General features: G+C 61.0%; 23 protein-coding genes. 14 read left to right on the top strand and 9 right to left on the bottom strand.

The window, feature by feature from the left end; genetic code table 11:
- Positions 1–73: 73 nt before the first annotated feature.
- Together ESZ00_RS03830 and ESZ00_RS03825 are read right to left on the bottom strand one after the other, a co-directional pair.
- Positions 74–553 carry a M67 family metallopeptidase gene (locus tag ESZ00_RS03830; RefSeq protein WP_129206847.1) on the bottom strand — a complete coding sequence of 160 codons (480 nt, stop codon included), beginning with the start codon at positions 551–553 and terminating at the stop codon, positions 74–76.
- Between the two features lie 3 nt (positions 554–556).
- Positions 557–1,501, bottom strand: coding sequence for a PLP-dependent cysteine synthase family protein (locus ESZ00_RS03825; RefSeq protein WP_129206846.1), 945 nt, complete (start codon positions 1,499–1,501; stop codon positions 557–559).
- A 154-nt stretch (positions 1,502–1,655) separates the two neighbouring features.
- On the opposite strand from ESZ00_RS03825, the gene ESZ00_RS03820 reads away from it, so the two are divergent.
- The 3 genes from ESZ00_RS03820 (at position 1,656) to ESZ00_RS03810 (ending at position 3,524) form a co-directional block, all read left to right on the top strand.
- Positions 1,656–2,108 (top strand): hypothetical protein, encoded by a 453-nt coding sequence (locus tag ESZ00_RS03820; RefSeq protein ID WP_164981334.1) that lies wholly within the window; start codon positions 1,656–1,658, stop codon positions 2,106–2,108.
- 231 nt (positions 2,109–2,339) lie between these two features.
- Entirely contained in the window at positions 2,340–2,954 is a 615-nt protein-coding gene (locus ESZ00_RS03815) for a hypothetical protein (protein ID WP_129206845.1), read from the top strand.
- 111 nt (positions 2,955–3,065) lie between these two features.
- Positions 3,066–3,524: a GNAT family N-acetyltransferase gene (locus tag ESZ00_RS03810; protein ID WP_129206844.1), complete on the top strand. Its 459-nt coding sequence runs from the start codon at positions 3,066–3,068 to the stop codon at positions 3,522–3,524.
- Between the two features lie 72 nt (positions 3,525–3,596).
- Here the strand turns inward: ESZ00_RS03810 and ESZ00_RS03805 are convergent, their stop codons facing one another.
- Entirely contained in the window at positions 3,597–4,124 is a 528-nt protein-coding gene (locus tag ESZ00_RS03805; RefSeq protein ID WP_129206843.1) for a P-loop nucleotide/nucleoside kinase family protein, read from the bottom strand.
- Between the two features lie 56 nt (positions 4,125–4,180).
- Between ESZ00_RS03805 and ESZ00_RS03800 the strand changes: the two genes are divergently transcribed.
- Positions 4,181–5,437, top strand: coding sequence for an aminopeptidase (locus ESZ00_RS03800; protein ID WP_129206842.1), 1,257 nt, complete (start codon positions 4,181–4,183; stop codon positions 5,435–5,437).
- A gap of 109 nt (positions 5,438–5,546) precedes the next feature.
- On the opposite strand, the gene ESZ00_RS03795 is transcribed toward ESZ00_RS03800, so the two are convergent.
- From ESZ00_RS03795 to ESZ00_RS03780, 4 genes are all read right to left on the bottom strand, one after another.
- Positions 5,547–9,305 (bottom strand): carboxypeptidase-like regulatory domain-containing protein, encoded by a 3,759-nt coding sequence (locus ESZ00_RS03795; protein ID WP_164981333.1) that lies wholly within the window; start codon positions 9,303–9,305, stop codon positions 5,547–5,549.
- Between the two features lie 423 nt (positions 9,306–9,728).
- Positions 9,729–10,280, bottom strand: coding sequence for a glutathione peroxidase (locus ESZ00_RS03790; RefSeq protein ID WP_129206840.1), 552 nt, complete (start codon positions 10,278–10,280; stop codon positions 9,729–9,731).
- A gap of 242 nt (positions 10,281–10,522) precedes the next feature.
- Positions 10,523–13,174 (bottom strand): ATP-dependent chaperone ClpB, encoded by a 2,652-nt coding sequence (clpB, locus tag ESZ00_RS03785; RefSeq protein ID WP_129206839.1) that lies wholly within the window; start codon positions 13,172–13,174, stop codon positions 10,523–10,525.
- A gap of 201 nt (positions 13,175–13,375) precedes the next feature.
- The gene (locus ESZ00_RS03780; RefSeq protein WP_129206838.1) at positions 13,376–13,816 is read right to left on the bottom strand and encodes an Hsp20/alpha crystallin family protein; all 441 of its coding nucleotides are present in this window, start codon (positions 13,814–13,816) and stop codon (positions 13,376–13,378) included.
- A 266-nt stretch (positions 13,817–14,082) separates the two neighbouring features.
- Between ESZ00_RS03780 and ESZ00_RS03775 the strand changes: the two genes are divergently transcribed.
- The 5 genes from ESZ00_RS03775 (at position 14,083) to ESZ00_RS20435 (ending at position 16,886) form a co-directional block, all read left to right on the top strand.
- Positions 14,083–14,385: a type II toxin-antitoxin system Phd/YefM family antitoxin gene (locus ESZ00_RS03775; RefSeq protein WP_129206837.1), complete on the top strand. Its 303-nt coding sequence runs from the start codon at positions 14,083–14,085 to the stop codon at positions 14,383–14,385.
- Positions 14,382–14,771, top strand: a complete 390-nt coding sequence (locus ESZ00_RS03770; RefSeq protein WP_129206836.1) for a type II toxin-antitoxin system VapC family toxin — start codon at positions 14,382–14,384, stop codon at positions 14,769–14,771. Before ESZ00_RS03775 ends, ESZ00_RS03770 begins: the two co-directional genes overlap by 4 nt.
- A gap of 57 nt (positions 14,772–14,828) precedes the next feature.
- A complete protein-coding gene (gene ribH / locus ESZ00_RS03765; protein WP_129206835.1) occupies positions 14,829–15,722 on the top strand; it encodes a 6,7-dimethyl-8-ribityllumazine synthase in 894 nt (297 codons plus the stop codon).
- Positions 15,719–16,147, top strand: a complete 429-nt coding sequence (gene nusB / locus ESZ00_RS03760) for a transcription antitermination factor NusB (RefSeq protein WP_129206834.1) — start codon at positions 15,719–15,721, stop codon at positions 16,145–16,147. Before ribH ends, nusB begins: the two co-directional genes overlap by 4 nt.
- 301 nt (positions 16,148–16,448) lie before the next feature.
- Positions 16,449–16,886, top strand: a complete 438-nt coding sequence (locus ESZ00_RS20435; protein WP_129206833.1) for a pyridoxamine 5'-phosphate oxidase family protein — start codon at positions 16,449–16,451, stop codon at positions 16,884–16,886.
- On the opposite strand, the gene ESZ00_RS03750 is transcribed toward ESZ00_RS20435, so the two are convergent.
- Positions 16,795–17,310 carry a hypothetical protein gene (locus ESZ00_RS03750; RefSeq protein ID WP_129206832.1) on the bottom strand — a complete coding sequence of 172 codons (516 nt, stop codon included), beginning with the start codon at positions 17,308–17,310 and terminating at the stop codon, positions 16,795–16,797. The genes ESZ00_RS20435 and ESZ00_RS03750 overlap by 92 nt on opposite strands.
- 160 nt (positions 17,311–17,470) lie before the next feature.
- Positions 17,471–21,073 (bottom strand): TonB-dependent receptor, encoded by a 3,603-nt coding sequence (locus ESZ00_RS03745; RefSeq protein WP_164981332.1) that lies wholly within the window; start codon positions 21,071–21,073, stop codon positions 17,471–17,473.
- A 267-nt stretch (positions 21,074–21,340) separates the two neighbouring features.
- On the opposite strand from ESZ00_RS03745, the gene ESZ00_RS03740 reads away from it, so the two are divergent.
- The 5 genes from ESZ00_RS03740 (at position 21,341) to mctP (ending at position 25,595) form a co-directional block, all read left to right on the top strand.
- Positions 21,341–22,147, top strand: a complete 807-nt coding sequence (locus ESZ00_RS03740) for an enoyl-CoA hydratase-related protein (protein WP_308419039.1) — start codon at positions 21,341–21,343, stop codon at positions 22,145–22,147.
- 187 nt (positions 22,148–22,334) lie between these two features.
- A complete protein-coding gene (locus ESZ00_RS03735) occupies positions 22,335–22,886 on the top strand; it encodes a hypothetical protein (RefSeq protein ID WP_129206830.1) in 552 nt (183 codons plus the stop codon).
- Between the two features lie 236 nt (positions 22,887–23,122).
- Complete coding sequence (locus ESZ00_RS03730) at positions 23,123–23,968, top strand: hypothetical protein (RefSeq protein WP_129206829.1); 846 nt, start codon at positions 23,123–23,125, stop codon at positions 23,966–23,968.
- A 106-nt stretch (positions 23,969–24,074) separates the two neighbouring features.
- Entirely contained in the window at positions 24,075–24,236 is a 162-nt protein-coding gene (locus ESZ00_RS20245; protein WP_229740936.1) for a hypothetical protein, read from the top strand.
- Positions 24,237–24,242: 6 nt separating this feature from the next.
- Complete coding sequence (gene mctP, locus ESZ00_RS03725; protein WP_308419057.1) at positions 24,243–25,595, top strand: monocarboxylate uptake permease MctP; 1,353 nt, start codon at positions 24,243–24,245, stop codon at positions 25,593–25,595.
- Positions 25,596–25,611 lie beyond the last annotated feature (16 nt).

Genomic DNA, 25,611 nt, shown 5'->3' with positions numbered 1-25,611 from the left:
AGGACGGAGAAAAGCGTCAGCAGGCATCAAGCCCAATATCGAGGTGTGTCAGGCTGGAGCCTGCGTCGCACGGTCAACATCGGTCGGCAGCCGGCTCCTTCGCAGCCTTTTCGGCCGCGTCGTTGGCCACGACGATAGCTTCGTCCAGAAACGCCTTATCCTCTTCGCTCGTGCCCGTCAGCAGAAAGGAGTTCGTCTGCTGCGCCACGCCCTGTGCCACTGCCGTAATCACGTACGAGCAGCCCAGCCAGTGCGCCTCGGCAAAGTCCGTCTTCGACCACTGTGCCGGATGATCGGGGTGCGAGTGGTAGAAGCCCACAATGTCCAGCCCGCGCTCACGGCCCTGGCGCTGAATCTTCACCAGCTCCTGCGGGGCAATGTGATAGCGGTTGTGAGCCGAATCCGTGCGTGTGTTTCCGGCGCGCACGGCATCCGCCACTTCATTGATATCGTCCGAGGAGCGGCCGAGCAGCACGCCGCAACACTCATGGGGATACGTCTCCTCACCATGGCGTCGAATTGCGTCATATACCTGCTCGTTCAGCTTCAGCATGATTTACTCGCTCCAGAACCTTTCACTCAGATATTTATCCGCCGAATCGCACAGAATTGTCACGATTACGGCCTCGTTGCCCTTCGCAGCCTCTTCTTCGGCGATGCGCAGGCTGGTTGCTACTGCGGCGGCGGCGGAGACTCCGACCAGCAGGCCCTCGGTTCGGCCCAGCTTCTTGGCCATCGTATAGGCTGCTTCGGTTTCCATCTCCACGTTGCGGTCGGCCAGCGTGGTGTCATAGATGGGAGGCACGATCGCCGTTGCCATGTGTTTCAGGCCCTCGAGGCCATTGAATGGCGAGTCCGGCTGCATGGAGATGCACTGGATAGCCGGGTTCAGCTCTTTCAGCCGGCGCGTGGTGCCCACAAAGGTCCCGCTGGTGCCCAGGCCGGCGACGAAGTGCGTAATCTGTCCTTCGGTCTGCTTCCAGATCTCGTTTGCTGTCGTACGGTAGTGCGCCTGCCAGTTGGCGTTGTTGCCATACTGGTCGGCGTAGAAATACTTGTCGCCTTCGTTCGCAGCCAGCTCGCGTGCCTTGCGGATTGCGCCATCCGAGCCATCGCCCGGCTCCGTCCAGACGATCTCCGCGCCGTAGGCCTGCAGGATGCGCTTGCGTTCCGGCGAAACATTCGACGGCATGCACAGCGTGACGCCAAAGCCCATGGCCGAACCGAGCATGGCGTAGGCGATGCCGGTGTTGCCGCTGGTTGCGTCCAGCAGCCGCTTGCCCGGCGTCAGCAGCCCGCGTGCCTGCGCGTCGAGAACAATCGACGAGGCCGCGCGGTCCTTGACCGACCCGCCCGGGTTCGCCCATTCGGCCTTGCCCAGAATCTGGACGCCAGGCAGGTGCGCCGTCAGACGCTCGAGACGAATCAGGGGCGTGTTGCCGATGCGTTCCAGCAGCGGTGTTCCCAGCCGGGATGTGGTTGTAGCGCTCGCCAAACTCATGCTTTTCTTCGGCCTGCCTTGATTCCTGCTCCCGCTCCGTTGCAGCCCATGCTGCCGCTGTGCGAGAGTGTTGGTGAACTCGGACGCCGGCTTTTAGTGTATCGTTGGCGCCCCGGCATCACAAAACTGGTACCCCTGCGAGACTCGAGAAGCTATGCCGAAGAAAGTCGCACCGCGCTCCTACGACGAGATCCTGAATCAGTTCCGCAGTTCACAATTTGATGTGCAACCCGTCCCCGGCGTCGCAAACCAAATCCGGGTTTCGAAGTACGGCGCTGCCGCCATCATCGCTCCCGGCCCCAGCGGCAAAGGCGCGGCGCTGGTTGCCCGTCCTGGCCTGGTTTTTAATGGCGAAATTGCCTACGTGCTCGATCGCGGATTCCAGAAGTTCTTCCGTACCAGCCACTTCGAGTTTCCGGCTACGGCCGAACGCCTGCGTACCGAGCATAAATTCTCGGAAGAGTTTGGCGAGATTGCTGGCGAAACCAGCCTCTATAACGAGTCCCTTGGCTCGGTCAGCGATGAGTATATGTACGACCGTGTAAAGGGCCGCGACCTCGATGGCCCCAAGAAGGCCGGAGCGCCCTGGGATTCGGCGGCGCACTAAGGATTGGCCGTCCAGGCCCTTTGCCTTCGGCCCTCGCCACCTTTGGTCGCGATTTGGGATTTTCGCAGTGGATCGGAAACGGGTGCCCCATCCAAGCTCCGCTTGGGTGGGACGATACGCTGTCTGCTTATGAGCACAACCCCGGGTGCCCATGTCTCGATTCTGTGACGTGGGATGCAGGCCAGTCCGCGTAGCAGCATCTATGATGGTGTCCCGAGAGGTGTCACCCGGATGATCCGCTTTGCCGCCTTCTGCCTCGCGCTGTTTCTGCCGCTCTCTCTCGCTGCGGATGCGGCTCTCGAGCCTATCCCTGCTGAGCGCGCTGCTGACACCTATGCTATTTACTCCCTGCTGCTTCCCGGCGAGCCCTTCCGCAGTCTGCCTCCGGATCAGGTCAAGCAGTGGGCGATTGCCGATACGACCGTATCCATCGATGACATGAATCCGGCTATCCCGCCGGACGGCCAGCTCAAGGCGCCGCCCGACAGCCCGCGCGGTTTCAATGAGGCTCTTTCCGATTATCAGAGGCGCCGTCATCAACGCTTCCAGCTCACCCGCCAGTTTCAGCTGAGCCACGACTACGCACTCTTCACCGCCTCTCAGGTTGCCGACTATCGCAACCTCCGCACCCATCCCGCGATGGGCTCCGATTTCGCATCGAAATATCAGGGCATCCCCGGCATCACCTTCGTCAGCCAGGTTTTCTTTGACTCCACGCAGTCCGCCGGTCTCGTCTATGTGCACAACTGGTGCACGAATCTCTGCGCCGCCGGCCAGTGGGTCTATGTCGAGAAGCAGAATGGTACGTGGGTACGGCGTTCGGGGATCACGTCAAAGCTGTCGTAGCGCAAACCAGAAACCACTCACTTCCGCCTATCCCATCCTTCAGATTTCATCGGTGCTTTCGGCAGTATCTGCCAGAGTCGCCAGCCTTTTATCGATATGGCAGGTATAGATATGAATGTCCGCAACCTGACCGAGGATGACCTCGATTTGATTTGCCGCCACCGGGAAGAGATGTTCCGCGACGCCGGGCGCGACGAAACAGTGCTCAACCCCATGACCGAACATTTTCGTGCATGGCTGCAGCCGAGGCTCCAGGATGGCTCCTACTTCGGATTTGTTCTCTCAGACGATGAGCATCCGGTAGCCGGGGTTGGTTTAATGCTGATCGATTGGCCGCCACACCCTTCTCATCCGACGCAGGACCGCCGAGGCTATGTGCTCAACGTGTATGTGGAACCGGCGTATCGGAGACGTGGCCTGGCTCGCCGGTTGATGCAGCTTGCCGAAGCTGAGTTTGCCCGCCGGGGAGTCCAGTACGCCGTGCTGCATGCTACAGAAAAAGGACGTCCTCTCTATGCCGATCTTGGCTGGGGTACGACGACGGAGATGGCGAAGGAGTTGGGCATATAGCGCGGAGTGGATTTACAGCAGGCAGCATGGGTTGAAAGTCATGGCTGACTGTGACCGGAGGTCATACTGCTTTTATCTGGATATGAGCCCGAAGAGCGCGGCAACGTGCGCTGTGCTGGCTTCCAGCGAAAGCCTGCTGGTGTCGAAGATCTCCGCGCCCAATGCTTCAGCCTCTTCACGCAGATAGCGTGCCCATCCCATCATCTGGGCAGTCGCCAGCTCGGGTTGCCAGCGCTCGCCGGTAAGCCGGGCTGCACGCGTGGTATCGTCGCAATCGATCAGCACGATGTGCGGTCGCAGATTCTGTTCTGCCATGGCCTCACGGATAAAGGCCAGTCGCATCTGTCCCTCGAAGAGCACTTGCTTCCCTTGCCGGATGTGCGGCTCGATGCGCGCGAACCATTCCAGTGTCATGGCCCGCTGCCATGAGCCACCGGGCTGATGCCCGGGACCATAGGTGGCCATTATCTCTGCGGAGGGCACGCCGATCGTATCGAAACGGAAAACTCTCACCTGCGGATACAGCCGCTCGAATTTCTGAGCGATCGCCGTTTTGCCCGAGCCGGAAGCGCCGGTCAGCACAACAAAGGAATGCCTCATTCGCCGCAGTCTACACACATCCTCTGCCTCCGGTGCTGAAGGACTACACTGTTTCCATGAGCACAGCCACCCTCGAAATCGCCGCACTTACGCACGAACAGAAGCTCGATCGCCTCGCCGAAGTTGCCATCCGCGTCGGCCTGGGGCTCGCTCCTGGCCAGGAGCTTTTCATGACGGCTACCACCGACACGCTGCCGCTCGTCCGCCTCATCACCGAGCACGCCTACAAGGCCGGCGCGAAGCTCGTGACCACGATTCTCACCGATGAAGCCTCCACGCTCGCCCGCTATCAGTACGGTGCGGATGAGGGCTTCGATTACGCTCCCACGTGGTTCTACGATGGCGTTGCCGAGGCTTTCAAGAACGGAGCCGCCCGCCTCGCCGTAGCCGGTGGCAATCCCGCGCTGCTTGCAGGGCAGGACCCGGAAAAAGTGAGCCGCGCCAGCCGCGCTGTTTCGAAGGCTTATCGCCCCGCGCTCGAGTTCATCACTCGTCACGACATCAATTGGACGATCGTTGCCGCCGCCACGCCCGCATGGGCCGCGAGTGTCTTCCCCAAACTGCCCGCGGACGAAGCCCTCGCCCGGCTCTGGGACGCAATCTTTGCCGCTTCGCGCTGCGACCAGCCCGATCCTGTCGCGGCCTGGAGAGTCCATGACGCGCGCCTGCATGAGCGCTCGAAGTTCCTGAACGAGAAGCGCTACGCGGCGCTGCATTTTTCCGGTCCGGGCACCGATCTCCGCGTCGGCCTCGCCGACGATCACATCTGGCATGGCGGCGGCACCACGGCCGGCAACGGCATCTACGCGGTCGCGAATATGCCCACCGAAGAGGTCTTCACCACGCCGCACAAGGACCGCATCGAGGGCACGGTGAGCAGCACCAAGCCGCTCTCCCACCAGGGCACGATGATTGAGGATATCCAGGTTCGCTTCGAGGGCGGACGCATTGTCGAGGCGAAGGCCTCGAAGGGCGAGGCGGTTCTCCTGAAGCTGATCGACACCGATGAAGGCGCGCGCTGCCTCGGTGAGGTCGCGCTCGTGCCGCACAAGTCACCCATCGCGCAGAGTGGCCTGCTCTTCAATAACACCCTGTTCGATGAAAACGCCGCCTGCCACATCGCCCTCGGCCAGGCCTATAGCACCTGTGTGAAGGATGGCGACAAGCTTACTCCGGAAGAACTCGCCGCACGCGGAGCGAACGAGAGCCTGATCCACGTGGACTGGATGATCGGCTCTGCCGAGATTGCGGTCGACGGCATCACGGCAGAAGGGAAGTCCGAGCCGCTCATCCGCAACGGTGAGTGGGTGTAAGCAATTTGTAACCGTATTTGAAGTAAAAGAAAACGCCCGATCCAGTTGCGGATCGGGCGTTTCTGTTTGATAGACCTGTGCGGCCTGTTTGGGCCGCGCAGAGGGTTGGTTAGAAGGTGTACTTGAGCGCCAGTTCCATGTAGCGGTTCTGGGCGCTTGCCTTGTATTGCGCATTACCGTTGGTGGTGGAGTTCTCATTGGTGCCGCCGAGATCGCAGCCCTGTGCGGTGCTGGAGCTCTGGCTGCAGGTCATGTGCAGGTTAACGTCGCTGCCTTCGCCAAGTTCGGGCAGCGGGTGGTTGAGGAAGTTAAAGGCCTGGACGCGGAACTGGATCTGCTGTCCTTCACGGACGTTGAAGCTCTTGTAGAGGCCCAGGTCCGAGACGAAGAAGGCTGGTGTCTTGATGTATGGCATCACCGAGGGGCCGTTGACACCCATCGTGCTCGGTGTCTGGAAGCAGCTGGTGTTGAAGTACCGTCCGCCGCCGACCCGGGGATCGCAGGTGAGGTACGGTACCAGTACCTCGGCCGTGGTGCCGAGCAGGTAAGCTGCGCTGCCCGCCGTGCCGTTGGAGTTGGTTTCGTAGGTAGTGTTGAGGTTGCCCCCCGTGTTCGGCTGGATCGGTGTACCGCTCTGGAACTGCGTATCGCCGGAGAGCTGCCAGCCGTTGAGCGCAGTGCGGATCACGCGATTCGTGCCCTTCACGCTGGGAAGGTTGAGGACGTAGGCCGCATTGATCAGGTGCGTGCGGTCATAAGCCAGCGGACCATAGTTGGCGCGAACACTGAACGGGTTGACGGTGGTGCCGTCGCCGTTGCCGTTGTCCGACTGTCCATCGCGGATACCCATGACTTTGCTGAAGGTGTAGTTGAACAGGAAGGTGGCCGGACCGGTCTGCTTCTGCAGGGCGGCGACCATGCCGTTGTAGTTGGAGTAGCTGCCGTGCCGGATCACATTCAGTACGCCATAGTTGTGGTACGGGCGATAGCCGTTGTAGTAGGTGCTGTTCGGCGCTGCGCAGGAGCCCGCTGCGCAACTCGTGTCCCAGTAGTTCACGCCGGTCAGCGGGTCGGTGCCATAGAACGCGCCGACAGGGATCTTGTTGATGTTAGAGATGAAGTTTTCTGTCGTGCCGTTTCCGGTGAACAGGGCATTGTCCGTGTGGTTGCCGATGTACTGCAGCTCGAAGGTGACGTGCCCAGGCAGTTCCTGGTCGACCATCGCATCCCAGTTCATCGTGTAAGGAGTCTTGTCTTCGCCCATTTGGATGGCGTCAGCGCCGGTGGTGCAGCTGGAGCTGAGAGCGCACCACGATGAGCTGGTGCTGGTGGTGCTGTAGTCGGCCAGCGTAGAGAAGCCGATCTCGCCGGCCGAAGGGGATGCTGCGATGCTCTGCACGTTCAGCGGCGGGTTCAGCGCCGAGTCTACGTCGCCTTCGGAGAATTGCCAGCGGTAGATACCGAAGCCACCGCGGACCACCGTCTTGCCGTCGCCCTTGGTGTCGTAGGCAAAGCCGGCGCGGATATCCGGATCGACAACCTTCGACTTGAAGCCGGACTGCGGAATCTTGCTGTCGATCTGGTGCCACTCCATGCCCGTCCAGGTAGTCGCGCCAGAGGTGTTGTCATAGGTCGCCGGGTCCCATACGGCGAGACCGGGGCTGTGGATGGGATACCACTGGCCGTCGTGATCCAGGCGGATACCGTAGTCGAGGGTAAGCTTCCGGTTAACATGCCACTGGTCCTGCGCATAGAGCGCCCACTCGTGGTAGACCAGGGTGTGTACCGGTGCTGAGCCATACTGTGTGAAGCCCTGGTAGGCGCCGATCAGCATGTCAGCCAGCGGATTACCGGTGGTGTTATAGCCGTAGTTGTCAAAGTCCAGCATCCCCTGCGGATAGCTGCCGGAACCAGTGGTCTGGGTCTGCTTGTTGGCATCCCAGAAGAAGCCGAACTTCAGGCTGTGGGTGCTGACAATTTTGGTGAGATTGTCCTGGATGGATTCGACATACTTTTTGTTGCCGAAGGAGTTATTGAAGGCCTTGATCATGGGAGGCGAATACATGCCAGGGAAGCTGCCGGTGTAGGAGCCGATGTTCGAGCCCCAGCTGATGATGTTGGGCAGCTGATCGAAGGCCAGCGTGCTGCTGGTGTTGAAGGGGGCGTAGGTGGTGTAGCCAGCGGTCGATGCTGTCATCGCCGTCGGATCACTGAACTTCGCCGGGAAGGTGAAGTAGGTATAGGCAGCGTTGAGCTGGTTGGTGGTCGTCGAGTTCAGGATCTTGACGTAGTTGAAGGTGTAGAGGTTGGCCAGCGTCTCCGCGATGATGCTGGAGGGCATGGGGGCGGTTTCGCCCGGCCACCACCAGACGCCATAGTGGCTCAGGTCCGACTCGTTCTGCTTGGTATAGACGAGCGAGAATTTATCGTTCGGCGTGGGATCATAATCACCGCGCAGGCGCAGTTCCCAGCGATTGGTCGGCGGATGTTCGAGGTACTGGAAGTTATAACCGTTGTGGGTTGCAGGGTCTACGTTGGGCGTATCGACCTTGTTCAGGTAAGAGAGCAGCGCCTGGCCGTCGGCGTCCCAGTAGGAGGCAGGGATCTGGCCATTGGGAAACAGTCCCTGTTTTGAGCCACCAGCAGGGCAGAAGGCAGTCCAGCTGGGTGCATCGGCGCAAGGTACTGCGGCGGTCGGCCACCAGGTCGTCGATGAGGTCTGGTCGCCCGGCAGTGTCGCTGAGCTGAAGTCGCCATTGACCATGTTGGTTGTTGGCGTCACGGTCTGGTAGAGATGCGCTGCCGGGTTCTGGAGCATGTATTCGTAGCCGGCAAAGAAGAACAACTTGTCGCGGTGCTTGTTGAAGCTGGTGCCGGGGATGATGACCGGACCGCCGATGGTTCCGCCGGGATAGGTCTGGTGCGAGATGACGCGACCTTGCCCTGGGTCAGCTTCTTTAATGTAAGGATCGTTGGCGTTCATCTGCCAGTTGCGAAGGTAGGTGTAGAGGTCGCCGTGGAAGCCGGCGCCTCCACCCTTGCTGGTGACCTGGATGATCGTCGGACCGCGCGGCGTGTCCGCGCCGAAGGCCGCGTTCATGTAGGTGAACTCCGCCGTCTGGTCGCCATTGACGTTGGCCAGCTGGGTGCCCATGTTGCCGATATCGACAAGGTTGGCGCCGTCGAGCGTCATCTGCATGCCGCCGTAGGGCTGGGTGCCGCTGGCAGCAAAGGCGCCGATCGGGCCGCTGTTGGTCGAGGTCGTCTGGCTATTGAATTCGCTCTGTCCCAGGCCGGTGTTCATGGCCATGCCGGGCATGAACTTCACCAGTTCGGCCGCGTCGCGTCCCTGGATCGGCATGGAGTTGATCATCTCGGTGTTCAGCGTGGTGGTGCTGGCGCCGGTGTCGAGCGGAATCACGCCGGCCTGCGAGGCAATGACGGTGACATCGGACTTGGCTGTGGCCACCGGAAGCGCGATCTGCGGGATGGTGTGGCTCTCGCCGAAGTGCATGATGATGTCGGTCGCTTCCCAGTTCTCAAAGCCGGAAGCGGTGATGGTGACGGTGTAGTCTCCCGGAGGAAGATCGGCGAAGCTGAAGAAGCCCGCGCCATTACTGGATACGTGTGTCTTGACCTTGGTCTGCGTGTCAGTGAGTGTGACGCTGGCGTGCGGAATGACAGCGCCGGTGGTGTCCATGACCGTGCCGCTGATACTGCCGTTCGCAGCCTGGCCATGCAGCAGAGGAGCGCAGGTGGCCAGTAGCAGGAGCAGCGCGAAGGTCGCGATCCGGCATGTTTTCGTTTTGCAGGTGAAACGGGTAAAACACTGCTCCAGACGCTGGCGCAGAGTGCTCGTTGCATTCATATGGAAGTGCCTCCAAATGGAACGTGGGCTACTTCGCATTTCCTGAAGCTCGTTCGGTGCGTTTCGCTGGAGGGGGTGTGCGCAAACGTTTTAGTTCATGGCGTCAGGAATGCGAAATTTTTGTTGATCGTGATAAAAGCATTTAGTGAAAACCACTGTCAAGCACCCTGTGCGGCGGTTTGTGTAAATGTCTTATCCGCGCATGGAGACTTGTTCCAGGAAGGCTTGGCGGTAGCGTTACCACTCGGAAAAGCCCGTTTGGGAAGTTCCTTGATCTGTGTCCGCAAGCGCGATGAGAGAGGTGGCTGAAAACGCTGAAAGGGAAGCCGGGAGGCGGGAATCACGTGCGGGATTGGTGCAGATGGTGAAGCGCGCGAGAAGCTTGAATTCGGCCTTCTCGCGCGCTTCGGAGATGTATCGGTTTTACTGCGCGAGCGTTTTCTCGATGGCTCCGGTCACCAGCGCATCCTCAGCGGTCACTTCCGGAGAGAACCGCGCGACGACTTCACCTGCGCGATTGAGCAGAAACTTCTCGAAGTTCCAAAGGATGCCGGGTTCGGGATTCGCTTTCAACCCGTAGCCCTCCAGCTTGGTGCGGAACTCGCCCGGTGTCGGCGTCTGAGCCTTGGGCTCGGCCGCGATCAGCGCCTTGTAGAGGGGATGCGTTTCCTGGCCAGTGACGGCAATCTTTTCGAAGAGCGGAAAATCGACGTGATAGGCCAAGGAGCAGAACTGCTGAATCTCTTCGTTCGTGCCCGGCTCCTGCCCGGCAAAGTCGTTTGCCGGAAAGCCCAGCACCACGAAGCCCTGCTCGCGGTACTTCTGGTAGATCTTCTCGAGACCCTCATACTGCGGAGTCAGTCCGCACTTCGAAGCCACGTTCACCACCAGCGCCACCTGCCCCTGGTAGGCGCCAAGCGTTGTCTCCTCGCCATCGATCCGATTTACCGGAATGTCATATACGGATGCGCTCATCTGCTCTTGCTCCTTGCTGGAATCGTTGCGACCTCACAGCATAGAGCATTTCGCCGCAGGCTGTGGAACGGTGGCCAGTCGCAAGAATGGCTGGTAAAAAGCGGCCAGTAAAGATACGGCCAGTGAAAGTGCGAACGGCTTCGCAAAAAAAAAAGAACGGGCAGGGAAGCGAAGCTCCCTGCCCGGATGAAAAAGAGGCTGGCCGTCTTGTGACTGATCACTGGCCGCTTTATCGCTGCTTCTTACGCCTTCCCAATCCCCACATGGCTCTGCAGCGGGATACCGGCCCGGCTGGTGATGTTGAAGCGCAGCTGGTCTTTCTGCGTATCGGCGTCGATCGTGACATGATCGCCGTGCAGTATCTCGCCATCGAGAATCTTGATGGCAAGAGGATCCTGCACCAGCCGCTGCAGTGCCCGCTTCAGCGGACGCGCTCCATAGGCCCGGTCATAGCCGCTGGTAAACAGCAGATGCCGTGCTTCGGGCGTCAGCGTGATCGTGATATCCCGGCCTTTCAGTAAACGCTCCAGGTCCTTGAGCCGCAGGTCGACGATGTGTGTAAGCTGCTCCTCGCCCAGCGGACGGAAGACCACGATATCGTCCACGCGATTCAGGAACTCCGGCCGGAAGTGCTGCTTGAGTACGTCGAGCACCTTCTCGCGCGCCTCCTCGTATCCCTTCTCTGTCTCCACGGCCTCGCCCTGCAGCGCATGCGCGCCCAGGTTCGAGGTCATGATCAGCACCGTGTTCTTGAAGTCCACCGTGCGTCCCTTCGAGTCTGTCAGCCGGCCGTCGTCGAGCACCTGCAGCAGCACATTGAATACGTCCGGATGCGCCTTTTCGATCTCGTCGAAGAGCACGACCGAGTAAGGACGCCGCCGAACCGCTTCGGTCAGCTGACCGCCTTCATCGAAGCCGACATAGCCCGGAGGTGCACCAATCAAGCGCGCCACGGCATGCTTCTCCATGTATTCCGACATATCGATGCGCACCATCGCCGACTCATCGTCGAAGAGGAACTCGGCCAGTGCACGTGCCGTCTCCGTCTTACCTACGCCCGTTGGGCCTAGGAAGATGAAGGAGCCGATGGGCCGCTTCGGATCGCTTAGCCCTGCGCGTGAGCGGCGAATGGCATTGGCGACGATCTTCAGCGCCTCGTCCTGGCCGACAACCCGGTCGCGAAGACGGTTTTCCATGTCGATGAGCTTCTGTACCTCGCCCTCGAGCATCTTTGAGACCGGAATGCCGGTCCACTTGCTCACGATGCTCGCCACGTCTTCCTCGTCCACTTCTTCCTTCAGCATGCGTGGACCGGTGACGCCTTCCTGCTGGGCAGTTAACTGTTTGAGCTCGGCTTCGAGCTTCGGCAGTTCTCCGTACTGGATCTGCGCCGCGCGCTCCAGGTTGCCGCGCCGTGTCTGCTCCTCCATGTCGAAGCGCAGAGCTTCCACCTGCTTCTTTAGGTCGCTCAGCCGCGTGATGGCTTCGCGTTCTTTCTGCCATGCGGCGCGCAGGCCGGTAGCTTTCTCCTGCAGCTCAGCCAGTTCTTTCTCGACCTCGGTGAGCCGCTTCTTCGAGTTCTCGTCGGTCTCGCGCTTCAATGCCGTGCGCTCGATTTCGAGCGAAGTAGCCTCGCGCTCGATCTGATCGATCTCCTCCGGCACCGAGCCGATCTGGATTGCCAGGGCCGCTGCTGCCTCGTCGACGAGGTCGATGGCCTTGTCTGGCAGGAAGCGGTCGGAGATATAGCGGTGCGAGAGCGTGGCCGCGGCCACAATCGCCGCGTCTTTGATGCGCACCTTGTGATGCGCCTCATAGCGCTCCTTCAGTCCGCGCAGAATCGCGATCGTGTCTTCCACGTTCGGTTCACCGACGAAGACAATCTGGAAGCGCCGCTCGAGTGCCGCATCCTTTTCGATGTACTTGCGGTACTCGTTCAGCGTGGTCGCGCCGATGGCACGCAGTTCGCCGCGCGCCAGCGCCGGTTTCAGCATGTTCGAGGCGTCGATTGCGCCTTCGGCCGCGCCAGCGCCCACCAGCGTATGCAACTCATCGATGAACAGAATGATCTGCCCGTTCGAGTCCTCGATCTCTTTGAGGATCGCCTTGAGGCGGTCCTCGAATTCGCCGCGATACTTCGCGCCGGCGAGCATCGAGCCGAGATCGAGCGAGATCACTTTCTTGTCACGCAGAATCTCCGGCACGTCACCCTGCACGATGCGTCGCGCGAGCCCTTCGACGATGGCTGTTTTTCCTACGCCGGGTTCGCCGATCAGCACGGGGTTGTTCTTCGTGCGCCGTGACAGCACCTGCACCACGCGGCGAATCTCTTCGTCGCGGCCGATCACCGGGTCGAGCTTGCCGCGCCGCGCCAGTTCGGTGAGGTCCTTGGCATACTTCTTTAGCGCCTCGTACTTCGCCTCGGGATTCTGGTCGGTCACGCGCTGCGTGCCGCGCACCGTGGTCAGGCTCTTCAGGATCGCCTCATGCGTCGCTCCGAAGCTGGCCAACAGCAGTTGCGCGCCGTCATTCTTCGCATCGGCCAGCGCCAGCAGCAGGTGCTCGGTGGACACGTAGTCGTCCTTGAAATGTTCCGCTTCCTTAAAGGCGCGGTCGAAGACCTTGTTCAGCGCGCCGGACATGCCGGGCTGCGCCGATGCGCCTGAAACCTTGGGCAACTGCGCGACTGCTTCCTGCGCCTTTGTGATTAATTGCTTGGTGGGCACGCCCACCTTTTCGAGGACGGGCACGATGATGCCCTCCTTGTCCTCGACGAGTGCAGCCAGCAGGTGCAGCGGCAGAATCTCCGGATTTCCATTCTCCGTCGCCATCTGGCTCGCCGCCTGGACTGCTTCCTGCGACTTCACCGTAAATTTGTCCCAACGAATTGTCATATCTCTTTACCTGCCTGCCTTGAGTGTGTTCCTGCCTGTCCCGCTGCTGATTCTTTTGATCCCGATAAGGGTACGGAGGGTGTCCGTCCCTCGCTGCTTACTGCGTCTATCCCGGCCCGTAGTCCTGAATTGCAACCACCGGGAGCGGGCAAGCAGCCAGCTCCCGGCAAGGATGCGCCGAAGGCGCGAGTGCCCCAATGGCTAATTGACCTTGATCTGCTTGGGCTTGGCTTCGGGCCGCTTGCCGAGCTCGATGCTGAGCACGCCCGCATCATAGCTCGCCTTCACACTTTCCTGGTTAACCGTCACCGGGATCGAGAAGGAGCGAGCGAAGCTGCCGTAGCGGCGCTCGATGCGGCGGAAGTCCTCTTCCTTCGCCTCGGCGGAGAGCTTGCGTTCGCCGCGTACCGTCAGGGTGTCGTTTTCCAGCTGAATGTCGAAGTCTTCCTGCTTGAGCCCCGGGGCTTCGAGCTGGAGAACGATCTTCTGTTCGTTCTCGAAGATGTCGACCGCGGGGACGAACGAGGCCGGTTTTTCCGCCGTGTCGTTCTGCTTCCCGTTAGCGCGCTCGGAGAAGAGGGCGTTCAGGCGGTTCTGCAGAGCGATGACGTCGCGCAAAGAATCCCGATGAGTGATAACCATGTTGCACCTCCCAGTGCATGTTTCCGGATCAGGTGATCCGTATCTGGGCGGGGATTTCCCGCCTGCACTTCATCTGATGGAGCCCATAGCATGAAAGATGCATAAAACATGAGTGATTTATTATCATATTTTGCAATCTCAATATGAGACAGGGAAGTGTTCTGTTTTCAATCGCTTGGAGAAATGGCGGGGAAACAGCGTTTTTTCTCTTTCCTGGCCAGGTTTATCTAGCTAAGATGGTGCGGTGAGAGAGGAGGGCTGCCATCATGGCTTCAGCAACTGTTTTTGAGGCAAAGACTCGGTTGTCCGAATTGATCCGCAAGGCGCTGGCCGGCGAGACGGTCATCATCACCTCCGGACGCGACAAGAAGCCGGTGGTGCGGCTGGAGCCGATTGAGCCGGTGAAGAAGCCGCAGCGTCTTGGTTTTCTCTACGATCCCAACTTCAAGCTCGGCGATGCCTTCTGGGAGCCGCTCTCGGATGTGGAGATGGGCATCGCATCCGATCCGTTCGATGAGGTGATCCGCGCCGGCATGAGGAGTTCGGAGAGCGACCGCGACTCCGAATGAGATATCTGCTCGATACGCACACCTTGATCTGGGCAGGTGAGTCTCCAGAGAAACTCACCCCCCGCGTGCGCGCGATTCTTGCCGACGAGACCATCACTGCTGTCGTCTCCGCGGTCTCGGCCTGGGAAATCGCGACCAAAGTGCGCCTCGCCCGTCTTCCCGAAGCTGTCAGGCTGGAAGAGGACTTTCTCGGCCATGTCAGCCGTGCGGGCTACGAATTGCTCTCCATCACCCCGGCTGTGGCTCTCCGCGCCGGGCGGCTCTCGGGCGACCATGGCGACCCCTTCGACCGCATGCTGGCCGCGCAGGCGCTGGCCGAGGATATGCCCATCCTCAGCCTCGATGCCGGGCTGGACCTCTTCGGCGTCCGCCGGATATGGCAGTAATCGCATTTCTGTATCGGCCGCTGCCTGATCCGTCAGCCCTGATACCCTAAGAAGGTCATGATGAAAGGCATTACGGCGATACGGCCCGCCAGCTCTCCGGCCGTCTTTGATACGCTCGTCAGCTTCTTTTCCGTCCTTGGTTTCGAGTCCGGCAAGGGCTGGCAGGACGAGGCTGGCCGCGGCCGTCCTTTCCTTGCTCCCATCGGCAACCTCGAATTTGTCGATGGCGAAGTGCCGCACACCGCCGGCGAGGCCGACATCTATATCGAATGCACCCAGCTCGACGAGGTCCGCGGGGTGATCGAGCGCTGGATGGTCCAGTACGAAACCGAGAGCGCTCCTTTCCTCTCTTCGACCGTCGAAACTACCTGGAAATCCCGCGTTTTTGTCGCCGAGCCGGTACCCGGATACCGCTACGCCTTCTGGGAGCACACCGAACCTCTGGCTGGCAGACCGGTCGCGCTCGAAGGCGATCTGGTCGCATCGGACATGAAGTTCGCCATCATCCTTGCCCGCTGGAACGCCGTGATCACCGATCGCCTGCTCCAGGGCGCGCTCGACTGCCTCTACCGGTCCGGCGTCCGCAAGGACCAGGTCAACATCATCCGCGTGCCCGGCGCCTGGGAGATTCCCTCGGCTGCCCGCGCCGTGGCTGAGACCAAGCTGGTCGACGGCATCATCACGCTGGGCCTGCTGCTGCGCGGCGAAACCGCGCACTACGAGGCCATCTATAACGAGGTTTCGCGCGGCATCGGCCAGTCCCAACAGGAGACCGGCATTCCCCATGCCTTTGGCGTGCTCACCTGTGAAACCCTCGAGCAGGCGCTCGACCGAGCCGGTCTGAAAGCCGGCAACAAGGGCTTCGAGGCCGCCTCGGCCGCAATTGAGATGGTGTCGCTGCACCGCAAGCTCGCCCAGCAAACGGCGGAGAAAGTCGAAGCCGCCCAGTGAGCGTAACCGGAAAGCGCCGTAAGTCCCGCGAACTCGCCATGCAGATGCTCTTCCAGGCTGACATGGGCAAGCAGAACCCCGACGAGGTCCGCAAGACCTTCTGGCAGGCCCGCGAAGAGGTGGACGACGATGTCCGCGACTTCACCGAGGACCTCTTCCGCGTGGCAGTTGCCCGCGACGAAGAGATCGACACCATCATCGAGAAGCACTCGCAGAACTGGAAGCTGGCCCGCATGTCAGCCGTCGACCGCAACGTGCTGCGCACCGCAGTAGCCGAAATGATCGGCTTCACCGGCACGCCCGCGCCCATCGTGATCAACGAAGCTCTCGAGATTGCCCGCCGCTACTCGTCGCCCGAGTCGATCAACTTCCTGAATGGCGTGCTCGATGCCATCAACCGGGCTTTGCTGAACGCTCGCAGTTAAAGACAGAAACGAACCTGGGTGCTCCATCCATGACACGTTGTTCGTCATGGATGGAAAGGCGCAGGTCCTCTCATGGCCTCCGAGGTGAATAGGTCCCTCACGCATGCCCAAACTGGGTTTGTATGGCTACCGTCCCTCTGCCTTCTTCCGTATGTTTCCTCGCGCTTCTGCGGTATCCAACCGAAATAATCTTCTGCGCTATCCAACCGAAGTATGGATGCTGCAGGGTTGATCGAGTTCGCCGGTGTTTGGCAGACTGGATGCCGTTTGCCATCTCTATGTCTTTTGACCGGAGGAATACATGCAACAGAGCGAAACGGTTTATTCCGCGCCTGGCCGCCTGAATGGATTGCCGTCCAGGGTTTTGACTGAGCTGGATGGCGCGCACCTGGAATCGCGGGCGGGAGAGGCGATCCGCCTGTCCACGGTCGGTGAGGATGGATGGCCGCATGCCGCGCAGCTGAGCATTGGTGAGGTGCTTGCCCTCAACCCGACGGAACTGCTGGTAGCGATCTGGCCCGAATCGAATACCGCGAAGAACCTCAAGCGAGATGGCCGCCTCACTCTGTCACTCGTATCGGAGGGCGGACTGCTGGAGATGCGGGGCCGCGCTGACGGCCCCGTTTTGTCTAGAGGGCGTGCAGATTCTATTCCTTGCCGCTGTCCTTGGCCTCGGGCACCGAGGGCAGATCCTTGCCATGTTCCGGATCGTAATCGTGTTTGGTCATCCAGTCCTTGAACTTTGCCGTCGGCTCGGTCACCAGGTTGCCCTCGTGCTTCACGTAGACGAAATCCTTAACCATGACTTTCAGATGGCAGCTGTCATAGTTTCCCGGCTTGCCGAATTCCGGCTGCAGGATGATCAGTTCTTCGCCCGGCTTCTTCCACTTCGCGGGAAAGGTCTCGTAACCCGACGAGGTCAGCAGCCGGTGCGTGCAATCGAACTGGAAGTCGAGGCCTTTGGGCTGACCGTTCTCGAAGAGATCTGCGCGTCCCTCGCCCTTGGCCTCATCGGCTGAGCGCATATGGTAGAAGGTGGTTTCGTTCCGCGTGAAAATATGAACCCGCAGCGGATAGTCGGAGGGGGTGTGGCTGTCGGCGAGGATCACGGCGGGCGCGGCGGCAAGCAACACGGCAGTCAGGGTAAGAGAGCGGCGAAGCATCGAGGTCTCCTGCGACGAATCGAGGTGCAGATCATCCTGAGAAGGCCGTGGGTGCGCTTCTCTGGAGAGAGCCTACCACTCTTAGGCATCGTTCGTGGTGAAAAGAAAAGGGCACGATCGCGGATGCGATCGTGCCCGGAGTATTTCCTTGCAGCCCGGTTTAGAAGGTCAGGCGGCCTGCCACTTCAATCGTGCGGGCGTTGGGCAGCACCGTGCTGAAGCGTGTCTTGGTGATGTCGCCGGCTGCTGTGCCGGTGATCGAGTTATTCGGATCGCCGAAGGATGGGTGGTTGAAGACGTTGAAGGCATCGGCGCGCAGCGTGAAGGCCGAGTGGCGATAGCCGAGGTTGAAGGTCTTGAACAGCGACATGTCCGTGCGGTCCAGGCCCGGGCCGGGAACGGTGAGGCGTCCCTGTCCGAAAGGCTTGGTGCCCGCCTGGCTGACCAGGATCACGTTGTCATCGGTGGTCCAGCCAGTAAGCGAAGAGACCGCGGTCGGCGCCTGCGCGAAGGCGCAGGGGTTGAACCAGTGGTCCAGGGTGCGGACCTTGCTGGCGCAGGTAACATTGTGCTGGTTGATGGCGCTCGGCGTGCCGCCGGTGCCGAATGGGTCGCCGACCTTGAACAGGCCGTTGAAGGCCACCGGAGTGCCAGTCTGCGCCTGGAAGATGGCGGCCAGCTTCCAGCCACCGACCACCTGGTTGACTACGCCGCCGTGGTTCAGGAAGTGCTGACCCTGGCCGAAGGGCAGATCGTAGGTAGGCGAGAAGGTGAAGCGGTTACGGACGTCGGTGGTGCTGGCGCCGTAGTTGAAACGCAGGCCAGTGAAGGCCGGGTTGCCGGAGGTCTGGCCGTCCGTGCCCTGGATCGGCTCCACGGCGTCATCGAGGCTGTGCGACCAGGTGTAGCCGGCCAGGAAGTAGAGGCCGTTCGAGTACTTCTTCTCGATCTTGGCCTGCAGCGAGTTGTAGGCGCCCACGCCTTCGTTGATCACGCGATCGATCGTGCCGAAGTCGTAGAACGGCTGGTAGAGCTGCGAGTTTGCGCCCGAGGGAACATTGCCCGGGTACTGGTTGGCGTTGTAGCTCACACGCAGGCGGCGGGTGAGGTTGCCCTGGTAGCTGAGGGTGAAGGAGGTCGTCGAGGTAATGGCCTGCTGCACGCTGGCGTTGTAGCTCATGGTGTAGGTGCTCTTGGCCTTCACGTCCTGCTGGTAAAGCGTCGGCAGGTTCACGTTGGCCGCCAGGCTGGCTTCCGAACCCGGATCCGAGCCGAAGCCGGTCTCGAGCGTCTGGCCGTTGGTCGGACAGACTACGCCGGTCGCAGCGGTGTTGTAGCACTGGTCGGGTGAGGGGTTATAGGTGCTGCTCAGGAAGAAGGGCGGGTTGTTGGCCAGGTTCAGGCCGAGACCGATGTTCTCCTGTCCGCCATAGAAGAAGCCGAAGCCGCTGCGGATCACCATGCCGTCCTTCGGCTGGTAAGCCAGGCCGAAGCGGGGAGCGAACTCCCAGTGCTGCGGCTTCACCAGCGAACGGTCCGAGGTGTACGCCACGTTGATGTTGTCCTTGGCGAAATACGTGGAAAGGGTGCTCGGAATTGCGTAGCCGCTCTGCGACTCGGGAATATACAGCGTGCCCGAACCTTCGTTCATGCCTGTGTAGTCGCCCACGAAGTTCGCCTGCTCGTCGTGCAGCTCCTCGAAGGGCTGCGTGTACTCCCAGCGCAGGCCGAGGTTCAGCGTCAGGTTCGACTTCACCTTCCAGTCGTCCTGCACGAAGGCAGCGTCGTACCACCGCAGGTCGGTGAAGGGGGTATGACTGTTGATGCTCGAGGCGTTCATCATGTCGAGCATGAAGTCCGCCGCGCCCGAACCAGTCACATTCACGAGATCGCCCGGGTCCGAAGTGTAGAGACCGGAGAAGCTCTGCGAGCCGATCGGGTTTGGGGTCTGCAGGCCGTAGAAGCGGATGTGCTGCAGGTTTACGCCGGTCTTGAAGGTGTGCTTGCCCCAGACCTTTGAGACGTTATCGATGAACTCGATTACGTCCTGCTTCTCATCCGAAGGCATGTACGACGGTACGCCGATGCTGTTGATGTAGCCGCCGAAGCTGATATCCGGGAAGCCGCCCAGATCCGTGCTGTAGGGGATGCCACCCAGACCATACTCCGCTGCCAGGTCTTCGGTGCTGTTGTCCTGCAGGTAGGAGGCGTGCAGGTAGTTGTAGCCGATGCGGAATTCATTCGACATCGTCGGCGAGAAGAAGTGCGTTTCGCTGAAGACGCCGCTCTTGGCGTAGTTCGATTCCTGGCCGTCCGAGCCATAGCTGCCGCCGTCGAGAATCGGGAAGGGCGGCGTGTAGGTCTGCGGGTTGTTCGAATAGCTGTAGCGGCCGAAGGCCTGGTCCTTGGAGGTCGGGTTGAAGTCCACCTTCACGTCGTACTGCGTGGTGTCGTTCGTGGCGGCCGTCGCCGGGATGGTGTAGTTGTCGAAGACCTGATGGGATGCGCCCTGGTTTGGCTCGGGAAAGAGCTTGAGGATGCGCTGCGCCACCGAGTTCACCGAACTTGGGCAGATTACGTTTTCTCCCGTGACCGTACCTGTGTAATAACCGGCCGTCGTCGAGCAGGCCAGGTAGCGCGTGGGGTCTTTGGCGGTCTCGCCTGTGCCCACCGCCGAGGTCACGTTACCGCCTGTCTTGTACAGGGCGATGGCGCCATTGCCTTCGGTGTTGGCGGAGTCCAGCATTTCCGAGAAGTCGCCGGTCCGCATCAGGTCGGTCGGCACCGTCTGATTCGGTTCCTCCGGCACAAAGCTCGAGATGCGCGTGCCCTGGCCGTCGGCGAAGACGAAGAGCTTGTCCTTGATGATCGGGCCGCCCAGCGTCGCGCCGAAAGTATTCGCGTGGTACGCGGTGCTGCCGCTGGTATTGAAGTAGTCGTTCGCGGTCATGCGGTCGCTGCGGAAGAACTCCCACAGGCTGCCGTGGATCTGGTTGGTGCCCGACTTGATGCTGGCGTTCACTGCCGCGCCGGTCGAGTGGCCGAGCTCCGCGCTGTAATCGCTCGACTGCACCTTGAACTCCTCGAGCGCATCCGGCGGAGGCGCCACGGCGTAGGTCGCGCCGTTGAGGAAGTCCTGCATGTTCGAGTTGTTGTCCACGCCGTCCAAGATGAAGTTGTTCTGCGCCACGCGGCTGCCGTTCGAGGAGAAAGCACCTGAGCCGGCGGTCTGCGTGTTGCCCTGGTTGGGCGCGTTCACGCCCGTCGTGATCTGCGCGAGGAACAGGTAGTTGCGTCCCTGCAGCGGGCTGTCCTCAATCTGCTGCGTCGAGAAGACCTGCCCCGTCGCAGCATCCTGCGTCTGCAGTTCGGTGGTCGCCTTGACCTGCACCACCTGCGAGACTGCGCCCGGATTCAGCTTCATGTTGACGCCGACAAAACCGCTGACGTCCACGCGGATGCCGCTCCGCTCCACGCTCTCAAAACCATCCGCCGAAATCTTCAGTGAGTAGTTGCCCACCTTCACCGGGGTGAAGTTGTACTGACCTGCGCCATTGGACTTCTGCGTCAGGCTCAGCCCGTTGTCGGTGTTGGTCAGCGTGACTGTTGCGCCGGGGATCACGGCACCCGTCTGGTCGGAGATCGTGCCAGACACGCCACCCTGATCGACCTGGGCGAAGAGCGGGGAAACCGTACAGGCCAGCCCCAGCGTCGCGGCTGCCAGAAGTCGGCCGGCCGGCAGCGTATGGAAAGGCTTTCTCAAACCAGCGGCCAATCCGGTTCGTAAAGCGATTTTGCGTATGTGTCTCATGAATCCTGTTTCTCGTTTTGTCCGCATGGGACTGTGAACTTATATGGATGTCTAGACCGGTAAAGCTCTGCCGAACGCAGAATCCCGGAGAGGAACTGGAGAATACACACAAGGGTAAAGAAAAAATGCTTGAATTGTCACGGAGAATTCACGGGCTTGCTTGAATTTGACTGTTTTGCTAGGGCACCTCTATAAAATCGCTTTATATAGGACAATGATTTGTTCCTGTTACACTCACCGGTCATGACTTTCGAATCCCTGCTTGTCGAGACTCACGAGGCTGTTGTCCGCGTAACCCTCAATCGTCCGAAGGTCCTCAACGCCCTCAATCGGCATCTTCTGGCCGAGCTTGATGCGGTGATCGATGCCATTGCCGCAGATTCGGCCATCCGTGCCGTGATCCTCACCGGAGCCGGCGAGAAAGCCTTTGCTGCCGGGGCCGATATTGCCGAGCTCGCCCGGCTGGGAGCTGCGGAGGGCCAGCAGCTCGCTCTCGAGGGGCAGCGTATTCTTGCCAGGCTCGAAACCCTGGGCGTGCCTGTCATCGCCGCGGTCAACGGTTTTGCCCTGGGCGGAGGCTGCGAGCTGGCCATGGCCTGCACTCTGCGCATCGCTGCCGAAACGGCAAGGTTCGGCCAGCCGGAAGTAAAGCTCGGTCTGATCCCCGGCTATGGTGGCACGCAGCGCCTGCCACGCCTGATCGGGCACGGGGCAGCCCTCCGCCTGGTCCTCACCGGTGAAATCATCTCTGCAACGGAGGCTCTGCGCATCGGTCTTGTCGATGAAGTCGTTCCCGCCGCCGATCTGCTCGCCCGGGTCGAGACCGTGGCCGCAACGATTGCCGCCAACGCGCCGTTTGCCGTGCGGCAGGCGATTGCTTCTCTCTATGGAGGAGCCGATCTGCCTCTCGATCGCGCCCTGGCTCACGAAGCCGCGCTATTCGGCCTCTGCTGCGCGACCGAAGACAAGCACGAGGGTACGGATGCTTTCCTGGCCAAGCGCGCGCCGCAGTGGAAAGGGCGCTGATCTGTGACGGTGGTCTATCGCAGCTCGCGACCAGAGGGAGCGGAGGCCGAAGGCGGGACGCCGGGACGGCCAGTCCTCGAAGGCGGATCGCCCTGCGCGCAGCCGCTGACGTCTGTGATGCCTCCGGCTTTTTTCCTTGATTTCTCTTGATATGCTCAAGCTGGGCCACGGGCCTGCCCATTACTCCATGAAACGATCGCTTCCGCTCGCCGTCGCCTCTGTTCTTTTTCTCGCCCTTTCTGCCTGCTCCCGTGGAAGTCAGAATGAGCCTTCGACCCCGGCTGCCACGCCGCAGGAGAAGAAGGCCGCGCAGCTGGAAGAGAATAATGACCGCCAGCAGCTGGACCAGATTCCCCCGCCTTCGAAGAGCCGCTACCTGGCCATTCACACACGCGAGAGCTGGGCGAATCCCTTCCTGGTCGTCGGCCGCAAGACGGTCGCCATGCGCATGATGTATCCCGAAGGCCCGCAGGCCAGCGCGCTGCCGGGCACCATGCTGCATCCGGCCGGAGCCCGCCGCCGTGATCTCACTCTGCGTCTTTCCGAACTCCCCGAGGCACTGGCTGCGCTGCCCGAAGATGCGTGGCCATACGGTCGAGTCATCGCTCTCGAAGAAGACCCCGCCGCTCCCCGTGCCGACCGCATTCAGGTCCGCCGCAATGTCGAGACCACGATCCAGGTGCTCAACGATCTCGGCGTCGTCGTTTATGAGTGGCCCCCGAACGGCGCTCTGCGGTAGGTCGAGGGCCGGGGGCCTAGCCTTTCGGCTCTGCGGATTTCCGCAACTGGGACTGCGTTCTGATTTGAGATTTACGCATGCCCGGAGGAGAATCTTTTCTTCGCAAGGTGCTGTTCCCTGGGCTCGATTGAGGCATAGTCGAGCTTCGGGACGCGTTCACTCGATGGATTCTGCTGGCGATCGATGCATTCCGAGTCTGTACGGAGGCTGGTCGATCCATGCATTGCAGAAAGTTTGTGTTCTCTCTCCTGCTGTGTTCCGTCGCTGTTCTGGTTTTTGTGCCGCTCGCATTTGCTGAGCTGCCGTCCGCAGCCGCTTCGCCGGCGGAGCCGGGTGGTGGAGTCTCGTCCGGCAGAGTGACGGCACCGGCGCAGGAGAAACCTCTTTCGGAGATGGCGCTGGGCGTCGGGATCTCCCCCCTCGGGATCGGGATGCAGGCGGTAACGAATCTGAAGCCGTACATGAACCTGCGCCTTACCGGCAACGTCTTCGCATACAGCGTGAACAACATCTCCACGAATGGCTTCAACCTCGATGCGTCGCTGAGTCTTGCCTCGACGGGCGTTTCGCTGGACCTGTACCCGTTCCCCGGGCACGGGTTTCGCATCAGCCCTGGGCTGCTGGCGTATAGCGGTAATCAGGCGACGGCAACCGCCAGCGTGGCTGGCGGCTCTGAGCTGACACTGGACAACCAGACCTTCTATGCGGCCAGCAGCAATGCGGCAACCGGAGCGACTCCGCTGGCCGGATCGGCATCGCTCAAGCTGAACAGCAACAAGCCGGCATTCACTATCACGCTGGGATGGGGAAATCACGTGCTTGCGAAGCATCATCTCTCCTTCCCGTTCGAGATCGGAGCGGCGTTTATCGGCTCGCCGGCAGTGAGAATGAACCTGAGCGGCTGGGCATGCACGGATGCGGCCCAGCTTAACTGTGCCAGCGTAACCGGCACCAGCTCCCTGGCCACTCAGTTTCAGTCCGCCCTCAAAACGCAGGAGGCGAAGTGGGACAGCGACCTGAATGTGCTGCAGTGTTATCCGATTCTTTCGATCGGCGTGGCCTATCGCTTCGCCATCCGTTAAAACCGCAAAGGCGCACTCTCATGCAGATGGGAGTGCCGCTGTCAGGTTGGAAAGGCTTGCGAGGCAGGCGTATGGCGCGGTTTAAGATAAGCGCACCGTATACGCTATGCCCCAGACCTCGCACGCTATAGCTCTGATCGTCTTCTGCGTCTGCTTCGCGCTGGTGACCATTGCCGGCTTCTTCGCCTCGCGCTGGCGCCCGGCCGACCTCAACAGCCTCGAGGAGTGGGGGCTGGCCGGACGCAGCTTCGGCACGCTCATTACCTGATTCCTCATTGGCGGCGACTTCTACACCGCGTATACGGTCATTGCCGTCCCTGCCGCGCTCTACGGCACAGGCGCGCCGGGCTTCTTTGCCATCCCGTATTGCATTTTCATCTATCCCTACATGCTGGTGGTGCTGCCGCGGCTCTGGAATGTCTGTCACCGTCACGGTTACGTAACCCTGGCCGACTTCGCCCGTGGGCGCCATGGCAGCCGTGCGCTCTCGATCGCGCTGGCCCTCACCGGCATTCTCGCCACCATGCCCTACATCGCGCTGCAGCTGGTCGGCATGCGTGAGGTCATCAGCGCGCTCGGCATCTACGGCGAGTGGCCGCTCATCGCGGCCTTCGTGATCCTTGCCGCCTATACGTGGACCAGCGGACTTCGTGCCCCGGCTGCCATTGCCATCGTGAAAGACGTGATGCTCTACATCATGGTGATCGCCGCGGTGGTGATTCTGCCGGCGAAGCTCGGCGGCTATGGACACATCTTCGCTACGGCTTCAGCCGCGCTCTCCACGCATAAGCCGGCCGCGTCCATCGTTCTGAAGCCCGCGCAGTACTGGAGCTATTCCACGCTGGCGCTCGGCTCGGCCATTGCCATCGTTCTTTATCCGCACACGGCTACGGGCGTGCTCAGCGCCGGCTCGGGCCGCATCATCAAGCGCAACGCCGCGCTCATGCCTGCTTACAATCTGCTGCTCGCGCTGATCGCGCTGCTCGGGTATATGGCGATTGCCGCCGGCGTCCATACCGCGGACACTTCGAGCGCGGTGCCGCTGTTGTTTGTGAAGATGTTTCCCGGCTGGTTCTCGGGCTTCTGCCTCGCCGCTATTGGTGTCGGTGCGCTGGTGCCCGCGGCGATTATGTCGATCGCTGCATCGAACCTGTTCACGCGCAATCTCTGGGCCGAGCTGCGCCGCACGCCCATGACCCCGCGGCAGGAGTCGTCGGTTGCGAAGGTCGTCTCGCTGTTTCTCAAGTTCGGAGCGCTGGCCTTCGTGCTCTTCGTCAAGGCGCAGTACGCCATCGAGCTGCAACTGCTCGGCGGCATCTGGATCGCGCAGCTCTTCCCGACCATCGTCCTCGGGCTCTTTACGCGCTGGCTCCATGGCCGCGCGCTCTTCTGGGGATGGGCTGCGGGCATGGCCACCGGCACCGGCCTGGCCATTACTCGCGATCTCAAGAGCTCGATCTACCCCTTCACCTTCGGGACGCATATCATCGCGGTCTATGTCGCCATTCCGGCGCTGCTCGTGAATCTCATCGTTGCCGCAATGGTCACGCTGCTGCTCCGTGCCATGGGCAGACCGCATCTGCCCGATGCAACCGAGCCGGAGGATTATCTGCCGGTTGAGGTATAGCCCCATCGCACAGCAA

This window comes from Silvibacterium dinghuense, from assembly GCF_004123295.1.
Taxonomy (GTDB): Bacteria; Acidobacteriota; Terriglobia; order Terriglobales; family Acidobacteriaceae; genus Silvibacterium; species Silvibacterium dinghuense.
Note: the sequence above shows the minus strand (reverse complement) of the source record. Positions and strands in the feature narration are given on the sequence as shown.